This window comes from Lactobacillus nasalidis (genome assembly GCF_016587775.1).
GTDB lineage: Bacteria > Bacillota > Bacilli > Lactobacillales > Lactobacillaceae > Lactobacillus > Lactobacillus nasalidis.
In genome coordinates this window covers 1-12564 of sequence record NZ_BOCG01000078.1, presented here as the reverse complement: position 1 = coordinate 12564, position 12564 = coordinate 1, and the positions used below count along the sequence as shown (strand labels likewise).

Sequence of the window (12564 nt, the reverse complement as noted above, 5' to 3'; positions counted from 1 at the left end):
CCAGGCGCTGCCGCAGGTTGGGACATTCCTTCTCCAGCAGCGGAAACAGCCGGGCTTGTTCGCCGGCTGCCGCCAGTTCGGCGAGCTCCCCGTCTCCAGGCAGCAAAAAGAGATCCAGCCGCTGAAACAGCGGAATCAGATCGCGCTCCAGGAGGGTCCAGTCGGGCTGGGCCACTGCCGCCGTCAAACCGGTATAGTCTTGTCCTGCTTCTTTGATGTCTTCCAGCAAGCCGTGCTGGATCAATAGCTTTCGCTGAGTATCGATTATCCTTGCCATCTGTTTAATTCCCATTCATGACTTTTTGTCTGCCATATTGCAGACCTTTAACAAAATTATAGCACTAACCAGCCCGTTTTCGGCAGCGTTTCCGCCCTTTAACGGCAAGAAGTCAGCCTTTTTCTCAGCCCTGCCAGTCAAAAGGGAAAAAATGGTTTATCATGAAATTAAGAAATCGTTTGAAAAGAGGAAAAAAGATGTCTGTCTCTCAATATCTCCTGCTCGGCTGCGGGATCTTCGCTGTTTTTGCCCTCCTTTGGCTCTTCGGCCTCTTCATCAGCCAGTCGCGGCTGCGTTTTGCCTGCGACGTTTTCATGGTAATAGCCTTGTTCGTCATGCTGGTCGGCTTTGGCGGCCGGCACAAGCAGCTCTTGCTGCAGGAAAAGCAGCAGGCGGCCCTGGCCCTGAAAAACAAGCGCTACCAGCAGGCCGGGGCCCAGTTTAGCGATAACAGCAAAAAAATTGCCAGCAGCGTCAAAGGCACTGCTTCAGCGGTGACTGCTGCCTGGCAAAAATCCCTCAAGGCCCAGCAGACGGCCAAGAAAAGCAAAAAGAAAAGCAAGAAGAAAAGCAAGAAAACCAAGAAAACCATGCTTTCGCCGACCGCGGCCATCAGCCAGGTTTTTAAAGACAAGCAGACCAGCCTGTCAGAAAGCAAAAAGCTGCTCCAAGAGCAGGAAAACTGCCTGGCCAAGCTGAAGAAATACCGTAGCAAGCTGGCCAAAGTCAAATACAGCAGCTACCTGCAAGTCCAAAAGACCGAGCTGGCCTACTACAATTCCGTCGTTGGCATCAACGGCCTGACTCTCAGCAAGTATAAAAAGCAAGTCGGCTCGGCCCGGCAGAAATACGACTTGGCCCAGGCCAAGCTAAGCCAGCGTTAAGCCGTGCCCCTGGCAGAAGCTGATGATGAAGCTGGCCATGTCCTGGGCCACTTTCGTCTCCTGGCCCAGGCCGCGGCTGGCCAGGCTGATGGTGTAGCTGGTGTCTTCAGCTACCGGCACCGCGATGGCGCCGGCTGCCTCGTGGTACTTGGACTTGGGCAAAAGGGCCACGCCTTCGCCAATGGCGACCAGGTCAACCAAAGTGCGCACGTCGTCAGTCACGCTGCTGATTTGCGGGTGGATGCCGTTTTTGGCAAAAACATCCGCAATAATGCCCGCCATGGCGTTTTCTTCCCCGAAAGCCAGGTAGGGACAGGACTCGATCTGCTTGAGGCTGACTGACCGCTGCCGGGCCAGCTCATGGCCGGCCGGCAAAAGCAGCTCCAGTTTGCGCTGCATCACCGGCACCAGGTCAAAACCGGCTATTTTTTCGCCCGGCCGGGTGGTGACGATGGCCAAGTCCAAGTCGCCGGCCTGCAGCATCTCCAAAAGGCGGCTGGTCACGGCCCGCTTCAAGTTGAAGTCGACCCGGTAGCCCGGATTGGTCTGCCGGTATTCCTTGATCACGTCCGTAATGAACTGGTGGGCCACGATCTCGGCCACCCCGATCGACAGCTTGCCGCTTTCGCCTAGGGCCATTTCCGTCAGCAGGCGGCGGCCTTCTTGAATCTGCTGCACTCCGGCTTCGCTGTACTTTTTAAAAGTCTTGCCATAAACCGTCAACCGAATATTGCGGCCTTCTCGCTCAAACAAAGGCACTCCCAGCTCTTCTTCCAGCTTTTTGACCGCGTAGCTCAAAGTCGGCTGCGAGATTCCCAGTTTTTCAGCGGCCTGCGCCATGTATTGCGTTTCAGCCAATTCGTTAAAGTATTCCAAGTGTTGAAAGTTCATGTTCATTTCCTCATCGTTAAGTCTTACCCTTTATTTTTGCTAAAATTTGATTTTTTGGCAAGAATTTAGCATTTTTTAAATCGATTTTTGGCAATTTCTGAACTTTTTTCGGAAAAATTGCTTTTTAAAAGACCAACATAAGTTCGGAAATATAAGATTTGCATCATCTGGACCGCTTTCATTTCTCTTTCTCGATCGGAAAAGACGCATTTATCCGAAAAATCGCCAGCAATTATTTGAATTTAACCGGATATTATGTCAAAATTGAGTAAGCATAATTGGCGTTGACTAATAGCGAAAAGGCGCTATAATTATCGTATTGTAAAAATTTATTTTGTAAATTCATTCACTTATAAAGAGAGCATTAAGATGAAACAAGACGTACTTTATCAAATCTTGACAACTGCTGAAGACTGCCAGACAGTCAGCGATATCGCTAAGAAGCTTTCCCTGAGCCAACCTTATGTCAGCCAAGTTCTCAGCAAGGCAGAAAAGAAATACAATGTCGTGCTGCTGGAAAGAAGAACCCTGCCAATCGAACTGACTGAAGCCGGCCGCACCCTTTGCGACGGCCTGGCCAAGCTGCACAGCGACCAAATGAAGATCGAGCAGGACCTGCGCCGCTTCACTGAAGAAGAACAGTCCTACATCAAGATCGGCTTCTCTCCGATCTGGGCACCGGGCGAAAGCGGCAAGATCATCCCTGTCCTGCAGAAGCAGTTTGAAACGACCAGGTTTGAATTGATCAAGACCTTCTCCATCAACTCCGCCAAGCGGCTGGTTGACAACCGGATGGTCGACATTTACCTGGGACCGCTGCTGCGCGGGGAAAACCTGAAGAACTTCTTCCTTTTCCAGCCGAGAATCTACCTGATCATCCCGGAAACCAGCAAGCTTTACCAGGCTGGCAAGCGGGACGTGCCATTCAGCCAGAAGCTGCTGATGGACCTCAGCGAAGAAAAGATAGTTTCTTTGAGCGATGACTCCGGCTTCCAAAAGACGGTCGACCACCTGCTTGAAGACCAGAACCTGTCCGTCAACAAGAGCATCAAGGTCAACGACTACGAAGTTGCCCTGCAGATGGCAGTCGGCGGTTTGGGCTGGACCGCAACTTTGGAATACATGCTGCCGAACCTGGATCCGGACCTCCACTACAACCAAGTCGAGCTGCCGCACACCTTGATCCAGTCCGACAACGGCCTGACCATCCACACGGAAACCAGCGATCGGGCCAAGGAAGTTGCCCAGGTCATGACCAAGCTGATGAAAGAAGACTTGATCGAACGCAAGCTGATCAAAGAATAAGCAAGAAAAAACGAGCCTTACGGCTCGTTTTTTTCTGCCCTTTTTAGGCTGGTAAAATCATTCTTTAACTGCTTTTTTGGCTGATCCTTTTCGCTTCAAAAACCGCTTCAGCCTCTCGCGCTGGTCGATTCCGGCATACAGGGCCAGCAAAAGCGCCGTCACGGCCGTTATCAAGAGCCCTGGCCGCAGGCCGGGCGTCTGGTAGTACAGGCGCAGCCGGTGCTTGCCGGCGGGCATCTTAAGCCCGACAAAGGCCGTATTCGTGCGCAGGACCTTGACCGGCTTGCCGTCGATTTCAGCCTTCCAGCCAGTTGAATAAGGAATCGTTGAGGTCACGATGCCGGCTTTCTTGCTGTTAAAGACGCCCTGGAGCTGGTTTTGCCCCAGCTTCAGCTGCTTGACGCCCTGCTTTTGAATCTGCCGGACTTCCTTGACGTATTTCTTGTTCAGCGGAATGGCCACCACTCTGATCTTGAAAGTATAAGTGCCCAGCTTTGATGGCTGGAAGGTCAAACTGGACGGCAGTTTCTTGTAAGTGCCCATGTTCATGGTCGCGCCGGTGACCAGGCGGTAAAAGGAAGTCATGGCCTGGCTGGGCTGCACGATCGTCTCACTGGCCTTGGAGCCCGTGACCGTCAGCTTGTAGCTCGGGTCTGGCGATCCGGCCAGCAGGTGGTAGTGCCAGTATTTGTAGCGGCTGGCCTGGGCATTGAAACTCTTCCCCGTCAAAGCCGCCTGCTGCTGGGCCTGCTTGAGCTCAGCATCCAGCTGCTTGCTCAAGGTAAAAGGCTGATAGGAAATCTGGCTGAACTCGACATGCAGCTCGCTTTTGCCCAGCTGGGCCCGCTGCTTGGCCGTAAGGTGCAGCTTCAGCTTATAGCTGGTCTTGCTGCTCGTATAAGTCAAATGGCTCATGCTCTGCTTCTTGCCGCTGGCATCAACCAAGCTGGCCTTGATCACCTTGACTCCGGACAGTTTGGCCTGCTTCAGGGAAGAATCCTTGACGACCACCCCGCTGGCCAGAGCGCGTTCTTTTTGGCTCGCTGACAGGCGCCGGTAGCGGCTGGGGCTGATCACCTTCTGGCTGACCCAAAGCAGCGGGAAAGCCTCTGTCGTCTTATACAGACGGGCCTGGTAAACCAGCTGCTGGTTCTGGTCGCGCTGCTCTTCCCCGCTGGCGATCAAGTCATAGTTTCCTGCAAGCTTGGAAGCGTTGGTCGACGCTTTCTGGCTGAAAATGTAGCGCACGCCCAGAAAATTGTTCAAAATCGTCCGGTCGTCCAGCTGGTGCAGGGGGATGTTGTTGTCATACTGCAGGTTGCCCATGTCCGTGCTGAACTGGCCGATATACTGGTTCTGAATCGAGTAGTAGGAAGACACGTTGGCCAGGCCCGACGTCAGGTCGTTCCAGAGCTTTTCCTGCCCGACGAACTGGTTGTTGGAAACCGTGTTGACCCGGTAAAAGCCCCCTGGCAGGATGTGGTTCAAGCCGCCGTAGCGCTGCTCGGCAATCTGCTCGTATTCTCCCCGCGCCAGCATGCTGGCCGCGAAATTGCCGTTGTATGGCAGGGCCGTATAAAGCGCGTTGAAGGCCAGGTTGGCAGCCACCAGCAACAGCAGATACCGGCTGCGGAACTGCCCCTGGTTGACCAAATAGCTGGCCCCCAGGCTGAGCAGCAGGAAGATGACTGGCAAAAACAGCTTGTAGTCATTCTCCAGGAAGGACAAAAAGACCAGGTAGGCCAGGTAAATCAGGCTGACCAGCATGATCCGCTTCATCTCCTGCCGGCTGAGCGCCCGCTCGCTGACGGCCTTCAAAAAGACCATCACGCTGAAGGCAAAAGGCAGATACAGCAGCAAAGTCCAGCGGTTTGACGCCGACATGCCCCCGTTGAAAATTGCTCCAGCGGCAGGAATCAGCAGCATCACCCCCCCTAACAAGAGGGCGGCAGCCGTCACCCGGAAGCGGCGCCAGCTGCTGAACAAGTGGATCAAGGCCGGCAGAATGATGCTGGCCAGGCCTAGGGCTGACCAAAACATCAGCTTCCAGTTGTCGCCGTTGATCAGCTCTTTGGGCAAGAGCAGGTAGTAATAGGCCGGGTAAAGCTTCAAGCCGTTGGCAAACTGGGAGCCGGTTCTGGTGGAATTAATGACGGCCAGCAGTTCCGGCAACAAGAGCACGGCTGACAGGCAGATCGCCCCCAAGCTGGCAAAAAGGAGCTTGCCGACAGTCGGCCAAAAAGGAATTTTTTTCCAGTAAGTTAGCCCCCAGCGCAAAAGCAGGTAGATGATCGCCCCCAGGCCCAGAACAAAGGCCAGGTAGTAATTGCTGACCAGCATCCAGACAAAGACCCCGAAAAGCGACCACTGGCTCCCCCCTTGCAGCAGGCGCTCCAGCTGCACCACGATCAGCGGAAAGAGGATGAAGGTCGTCGCAAACATCGGCTGCGCCAAAACCGCGTACAGCAGATACGCGTTGACCATATACACGCCGCTGCCGGCCAGGATGATGCCGTCTTTGAAAGCAAAGTGCCGGGCGAAATAAACGAAGGCCAGACCCACGCAGTACAGACGCAAAACCAGGATCAGCTGATAGGCCATAACCAGGTGGCTCGTTGGGAAAAGCAGCGCCAGGTAGGCAAAGACATCCCCGATCGTGTAGTAAGAAAAGACCGAGAAAAGGTCGCTGCCCAAACCCATGGTCCAGGACCATTCGGCCGGTCCTTTGCTCAAATGGCGGAAAAAGCTGAGCATGTATTCCCGGTACTTGATCATCAGCGGCAGGTGCTGGTTGGCCGCGTCAGTGTTCCAAATCAGGCTGTGCCCCGTAACGAGGTAGGGCCCGAAAACGCAGGCGGCCAAAAAAAGAAAGAAGACGGAATACTTCCAGTAAATTGCTCGGTTTTTCTTTTGGCTGAAGCTGAACTGCAAATCTTATATACCTCCAAATCGCTCAACATCTATCCTATTATTTTACCGCTTTTCGCTTTTTCCCGCCAAAATGCTAAAAAAATATTAAAAACAACAAATGACCAGCTCTTGCTGGTCATTTGTTAATTGTTCAGTTGTTCATACAGGTCCTGCATTTCCTGGTCGTCTGCTTCCAAGCGCAGGTACTTCTCCAGCAGCTGCCGGGCCAGGTCTGGCTGGGCGCTTTCCTGGGCAAAAGAAATCATCTGCCGCAAAAAGGCCGGGTTGGCCTGCAGGCTCTGGTAGGCCAGCAGGTATTCCTGCTGGGCCTGGTCGTACTGCTCCAGTTCCTGGTAGGAGCGAGCCATGTTCCAGTGGGCCTGCGGTTCCAGGTCGCTGTCAGCCAGGGAGCTGAAGAGGGCCAGCGATTCGTCTGCCCGGCCCTGGTCCAGGTAAAGGTCGCTCAAAAGCAGACGCAGGCTGGAGTTGTCCGGGTTGACCTTCAGGCCCCGCTTGAGCAGGTCCTCAGCATCCTCCGGCTTGCCCAGCTTGACTGCTGACTGGGCACCGATCAAGTAGAGCTCTTCATCAAGCTCATTGTAGCCAAGGCCGGTCTGCGCGGCAAACAGGGCCTCATCGGGATTGTCCTCGTCCTGGTAGGCCTTGGCCAGGAAAGGATAAGCATTGACGTAGTCCGGGCTTTGCTTGATAACGTCGTCAAGAAAGGCGATCGCCTTGTCGGCCTGCCCGGCCTCTTCCATGATTACGCCGGCCTGGTATTTGGCGTCGATGTCCAGCAGGTCTTCCTTATGGTCATTGATGAAAGCTGCTGCTTCCTCATAGCGGCCCAGCTTGGCCAGGGTCTGGAAGACCCGCTGGTTGAGGTTGACCTCGCCGAACATCGTCTGGCGCTGGCGCAGATCCTGGTAAAGCGGCAGGGCCTGGTCGTTTAAGTCGCTCATGTAGTCCAGTTCCGCCAGGCCGAAAGTAATGGCGTCTTCTTCCGGAGCCAGCTGCCGGGCCTGCTCCATCTTCGCCCGGGCCGTTTCGATCAGGCCTTCGCTTTGGTAGTAGTCTGCCTGGACCAGGAGGCTCTCCAGATAGGCATCCGAACTCTCCGGCACATTGTAAAGCAGGGTCAAGCCGTCGTCTTCCTGGCCGTCATTTAACAGAATTTCAGCCAGATAGACCTTGAAGAGGTCTTCTTTTGGAAAAGCCGCGATCAGGCTGCGGTAGACCTCTTTAGCCAGGTCAGTGAAACCGAGGTCGGTCAGGTTTTCGGCCAGCGAAGCCAGGATCTCCGGATCGTCATTTTCCAGAGCCTGCTTGAGCAGGCCGCGGCTCTCGCTAAAGCGGTGGGCTTGAATCGCGTCCAACAATTGTTCAGAATATGTCATCTTTTTCTCCTCGTAATTAGCACTGTCTGCTTTATATTGTATTCGCAAGCCAGCCGCAAAAAAAGTATTTTGCCCAAACAAAAAACGCCAGGAAAACCTGACGTTTTAAAATTAAAGCGCGTCAATTACTTAACAGCGTCCTTAAGAGCCTTACCTGGCTTAAATGCAGGAACCTTGCTTGCTGGAATTTCGATTTCAGCACCCGTTTGTGGGTTGCGGCCCTTGCGAGCAGCACGGTCACGAACTTCGAAAGTACCGAAGCCGATCAGTTGTACCTTTTCGCCCTTGGCCAAGTCTTCTTGGATTGCTTCAAAAACTGCGTCAACAGCTTCTGAAACGTCCTTCTTAGTCAACTTAGTCTTAGCAGCTACTTCTGAAACTAATTCTGCCTTATTTGCCATGTGGAATTCACCTCCTATAAATTAGACCCGCGTCTAATCACTTCATTTCTTTCTCAGAAATGAGGGACACTGAGCGCTACCGCATTCAATTAATTCCCTGTTCTCTAAAATATCACAAGAATGTAATCCCTACAAGGCTTTTAAGCCAGGGCTTCCAACTTTTTCAATAGAATATCATAAATTGAAAAAATTAAGGCCTGGCGCTACTTCCGCTTGCGCGGCAGGATCTTGATCGGGGTACCGGTGAAGTCAAAGTTTTCCCGCAGCTGGTTGATCAGGAAGCGCTGGTATGAAAAGTGCATCAGTTCCGGATCGTTGCAGAAAACAACGAAGGTCGGCGGGTTGGTTTTGACCTGGGTCATGTAGTAGACTCTGAGCCGCTTGCCCTTCACCATCGGCGCCGGCACCAGCCGGCTGGCTTCCAGCAGCAGGTCGTTCAAGACGCTGGACTGGATGCGCTGGTTCTTGTTCTCGTAGACTTCCTTGACCATTTTCGGCAGCTGGTCGATGTTCTTGCCGGTCTTGGCTGAAACAAAGACGATCGGCGCGTAGTCAAGATAGGAGAATTCTTCGCGGATGACGGCCTCAAAGTCCTTCCCGCTGGAAGAGTCCTTCTTCGGCAGGTCCCACTTGTTGACCGCGATGATCATCCCCAGGCCGGCTTCATGGGCATAGCCAGCCACGTGCTTGTCCTGCTCCCGGATGCCGGTGCTGGCGTCCAGGACCAAAATAGCGACGTCTGAGCGCTCCATCGCGCTCATGGCCCGCATGACCGAGTACTTCTCGGTCTTCTCGTAGACCTTGCCGCGGCGTCTGATACCGGCCGTGTCAACGACCCGGTACTTGACCCCGTCCTTGACAAACGGCGTGTCGATCGCGTCACGGGTGGTGCCTTCTTCATTGGCCACGATTACCCGGTCTTCGCCGAGCAGGCGGTTGACGATCGAGGACTTGCCGACGTTCGGCCGCCCGATCACGCTGAAGGAGATCACCCCTTCTTCCGTCTTTTCAGCGTCAGCCGGGAAGTTCTTGACCACTTCGTCCAGGAGGTCACCGATCCCCGTACCGTGAGCGCCGGAAACAGGGATTGGGTCGCCCAGACCCAGGCTGTAAAAATCATAGATGTCGTTTCGCTGTTCCGGATTGTCGGCCTTGTTGACGGCCAGCAAAACCGGCTTGTCTGCCCGGTAAAGCAGGCGGGCGATCCGCTCGTCCAGGCTGGTTACCTGCTGGCTGGCGTCACAGAGCATGACGATGACGTCCGCTTCTTCAATGGCGATTTCCGCCTGAGCCCGGATTTCTTCGTCAATGGTGCTGTCTTCCCAGGTAATCCCGCCAGTATCGATAATGCTGAACTGGTGTCCCATCCAGCTTGCTCTGGCGTAGTTCCGGTCACGGGTGACGCCCGGCCGGTCTTCCACGATCGCCACCCGTTCATTGATGATCCGGTTGAACAGGGTTGATTTCCCAACGTTTGGCTGCCCTACGATGGCAACGATTGGTAATGGCATCTTCTCACCTCTTTTACTTTCTATAGTTTTCTGCTTGCTTACAACTGTCGCAGTTTTTGCGCATTTCGTCAAACAAAAAGACCGACCAACGGTCGGTCTTTTTAGTGCTGATTAACGGTTCTTGAGTTGGTCACCGATCATGTCACCAAGTGAGAAGCCGTTGTCTTCGTTGTTCATGTACTTGCGAGCAACTGAGTCGTTGTTTGATGAACGACGTGCGCGAGGTCTGTCGTTTGATGAAGAAGCGTTCTCTGGATCAGCTTGCTTAATTGACAGGGAGATTCTTCTTTCACTTGGGTCAATGTTAAGAACCTTAACCTTGACCTTTTGACCTACAGTCAAGACGTCGCTTGGCTTGTCAACGTGCTTGTTGGAAATTTCTGAAACGTGTACCAAGCCTTGGATGCCGTCAGCAACTTCAACAAAGGCACCAAAGTTGGTCAAAGACTTAACTTCGCCTTCGATTACGTCGCCTTCGCTCAAGCTTGCAGTAGCTTGTTCGAATGGTGATGGTTCAGTTTGCTTGATTGACAGGGAGATACGGTGACGGTCATTGTCAATGCCAATAACCTTAACCTTAACATCTTGGCCTACCTTCAAGACGTCGCTTGGCTTGTCAACGTGCTTGTATGAAATTTCGGAAATGTGTACCAAGCCGTCTACGCCGCCGATATCAACGAATGCACCAAAGTTGGTCAAACGTGATACGCGACCTTCAACAACGTCACCGACAACGAGTTGTGAAGCAACGTTTTCAAATGCTTGTTCGCGTTCTTCTTCGATCAGTTCCTTGTGGGAAAGGATCAGACGGTTCTTAGCTGGGTCGATTTCAGTGATCTTAACCTTGATGGTCTTGCCAATGTATGGCTTAAGGTCTGAAACGAAACGGTTTGAGATCAAGCTTGCTGGCAAGAAGCCGCGAGTGCCGACATCAACGAGCAAACCGCCACGAACTGAAGAGGTAACCTTACCTTCGATAGTGTTGCCTTCTTCAAAGTCCTTTTGCAGCTTGTCGTAAGCTTCGCGTTCCTTAACGCGAGTTACTGAGAAGAAGAATTCACCGTTTTCCTTGTCGCCACCGGCACGACGTACTACGTAAGCCTTAAAGGTGTCGCCTGGCTTAACTTCGTCGCGCAGGTTAACGCTACGGTCGTTGGTGAAATCACGGCGAGTGATAACACCTTCAACGCCGGCGCCTTGAACGCCAACGTTAATTTGGCCATCTTCAACGCTTAATACGTTAACGTCAACGATGTCGCCAACTTTAACTTCTTGCATTTGAGCAAGAGCATCTAAAAATTGATTGTTTTCTGACATAAATACAAAATGCCTCCCTGTTTATTCGTTCTCTATTTTACCGAAAAATAGATGAATTTGCTACTATTTTACCAGACTTTTTTGATTTAGTTGCTAGTATTTCTTTTTTTAGCAATTTCTGCCAAGATAGCGTCAACAACTTCTTCAATCGATAAATTAGTTGAATCAATTTCGATTGCATCCGCTGCCTTCTTTAAAGGCGAAACTTCACGGTGGGAATCAAGATAGTCCCGCTTGGCGATGTCGGCTTCGATTTCCTCAACGGTCTGCTTGGCCTCAATCCCCTTTTGCTGCCAGTCCAGCAGCCGTCTTTCTGCCCGCGAGCGCGCGCTGGCCACCAGGAAGATCTTCACTTCCGCGTGCGGCAGAACCGTGGTGCCGATGTCCCGGCCGTCCATGATCACGTCAGTCGACCCGGCCAGTTGTCTTTGCAGGTCTACCATTTTGCTTCTGACGCCCGGCAGAGCTGAAACCTGGGAAACGTTGGCCGTGATTTCCGGCGTGCGGATTTCCAAAGAAACGTCTTCACCGGCCACCAGCACCCGCTGGCCGTTTTCGCCTGGTTCCAAAACGATCCCGTCTTCATCGATCGCCTTCAAAATTCCTGCTTCATCGCCGTAATCCAGGCCATGCTTGCGGGCAATGAACGTGCATGCCCGGTACATTGCGCCCGTGTCGATATAAACGAACGACAGCTTGCTGGCCACGATCTTGGCCACCGTGCTCTTTCCTGCTGAAGCAGGTCCATCAATTGCTACTTGCATAACATCAAAATGAAGCGACTTTCATCGCTTCAATCCTTTCCAATAAAATCAGCTATTTGGCTTGCTTGATCTTTAATTTCTGACCAACCGCCAGGGTTGAGCTGGTATCCAGACCATTTTGCTCAGCCAACTCTTCAGCGCTTAAGCCGTATTTTTCGGCAATCGCCGCCCAGCTGTCGCCGGACTGCACCACGTAAGTCTCGACCTTCGAAGAGGTCTGCTTCGCCGCCTTCTGTTTGACGGTCTGCTTCTTGGCGGTCTTGGTCTTCTCCTTGGCCTGTTCTTTCTTAGGCGCGGCGTAATCGCTGTTTTGACTGGTAACAAGCGGCACGACCGCCAAAGCCATCATGATGCCGATCAGCAGAGCCGTCCACCAAGGAGCCTGCCGGTTCTTGCGTTCTTCTCTGACTGCTTGCTGGCGGGCCAGACGTGATACGGGCTTTCGGGCATTTTGATCCATCTAGCTTCCCCCTTTAAGCTAACATTTTACCATAACTTTGCCTGCAAATAGAAAAGAAAAGACTTCCCCGCGCGGGGAAGTCCAGGTCCAGCGGCTTAATACTTGCTGGAAACGTTGAAATGCTTGGTTACGAACGGCTTGATCGTCTTCAGGACCGACTCAAACAGAATGTAGACCAGAACGGAGTTGATCGCCCCTTTGATCAGGTTGAAAGGCACGATGATCCCCATGATGTAGCTGGACATGCTTGGAATATGCAGCATCTTGCCCAGGTAGGTCTTTTCAGTAAAAGTCAGCAGCTGGGCGTAGTTCATGTGCATCCCGGCAGCCTGCGGCACTGAAGTGTAGGCATAAACCGGAGTCAGCAGGAACTGGTTGGCCAGCGCCATCACTACCGTCAGTGACAACACGCCCAAAAGCAGGCCCGCTGCCGGCAGCAGGTAGCCC

The 12564-nt window shown here is 52.9% G+C and carries 10 protein-coding genes and 2 pseudogenes; 2 read left to right on the top strand and 10 right to left on the bottom strand.

Going from position 1 to position 12564, the window contains the following annotated elements; genetic code table 11:
- Positions 1 to 277, bottom strand: a pseudogene (locus lacNas_RS01020) (hypothetical protein); the annotation flags it as partial.
- Positions 278 to 474: 197 nt separating this feature from the next.
- Here lacNas_RS01020 and lacNas_RS14095 point away from each other — a divergent pair.
- Entirely contained in the window at positions 475 to 1161 is a 687-nt protein-coding gene (locus tag lacNas_RS14095) for a hypothetical protein (RefSeq protein ID WP_244660729.1), read from the top strand.
- On the opposite strand, the gene lacNas_RS01010 is transcribed toward lacNas_RS14095, so the two are convergent.
- Positions 1147 to 2052 (bottom strand): LysR family transcriptional regulator, encoded by a 906-nt coding sequence (locus lacNas_RS01010; RefSeq protein ID WP_201331613.1) that lies wholly within the window; start codon positions 2050 to 2052, stop codon positions 1147 to 1149. The two genes, lacNas_RS14095 and lacNas_RS01010, sit on opposite strands and share 15 nt — an antisense overlap.
- Positions 2053 to 2421: 369 nt before the next feature.
- On the opposite strand from lacNas_RS01010, the gene lacNas_RS01005 reads away from it, so the two are divergent.
- Entirely contained in the window at positions 2422 to 3357 is a 936-nt protein-coding gene (locus lacNas_RS01005; RefSeq protein WP_201331612.1) for a LysR substrate-binding domain-containing protein, read from the top strand.
- Between the two features lie 57 nt (positions 3358 to 3414).
- On the opposite strand, the gene lacNas_RS01000 is transcribed toward lacNas_RS01005, so the two are convergent.
- The 8 genes and pseudogenes from lacNas_RS01000 to lacNas_RS00965 form a co-directional block, all read right to left on the bottom strand.
- A complete protein-coding gene (locus tag lacNas_RS01000; protein ID WP_201331611.1) occupies positions 3415 to 6288 on the bottom strand; it encodes a YfhO family protein in 2874 nt (957 codons plus the stop codon).
- 122 nt (positions 6289 to 6410) lie between these two features.
- Positions 6411 to 7664, bottom strand: a complete 1254-nt coding sequence (locus lacNas_RS00995; RefSeq protein WP_201331610.1) for a tetratricopeptide repeat protein — start codon at positions 7662 to 7664, stop codon at positions 6411 to 6413.
- Positions 7665 to 7789: 125 nt separating this feature from the next.
- Positions 7790 to 8065, bottom strand: a complete 276-nt coding sequence (gene hbs / locus lacNas_RS00990; RefSeq protein ID WP_002877566.1) for a non-specific DNA-binding protein Hbs — start codon at positions 8063 to 8065, stop codon at positions 7790 to 7792.
- A gap of 203 nt (positions 8066 to 8268) precedes the next feature.
- A complete protein-coding gene (gene der, locus lacNas_RS00985; RefSeq protein ID WP_201335832.1) occupies positions 8269 to 9576 on the bottom strand; it encodes a ribosome biogenesis GTPase Der in 1308 nt (435 codons plus the stop codon).
- Positions 9577 to 9687: 111 nt separating this feature from the next.
- Positions 9688 to 10893 (bottom strand): 30S ribosomal protein S1, encoded by a 1206-nt coding sequence (gene rpsA / locus lacNas_RS00980; RefSeq protein WP_201331671.1) that lies wholly within the window; start codon positions 10891 to 10893, stop codon positions 9688 to 9690.
- Between the two features lie 86 nt (positions 10894 to 10979).
- The gene (cmk, locus tag lacNas_RS00975) at positions 10980 to 11657 is read right to left on the bottom strand and encodes a (d)CMP kinase (protein WP_201331670.1); all 678 of its coding nucleotides are present in this window, start codon (positions 11655 to 11657) and stop codon (positions 10980 to 10982) included.
- Positions 11658 to 11709: 52 nt separating this feature from the next.
- Positions 11710 to 12117, bottom strand: a complete 408-nt coding sequence (locus lacNas_RS00970; protein ID WP_201331669.1) for a LysM peptidoglycan-binding domain-containing protein — start codon at positions 12115 to 12117, stop codon at positions 11710 to 11712.
- A gap of 95 nt (positions 12118 to 12212) precedes the next feature.
- Positions 12213 to 12564: pseudogene (locus tag lacNas_RS00965) on the bottom strand (ECF transporter S component); the annotation flags it as partial.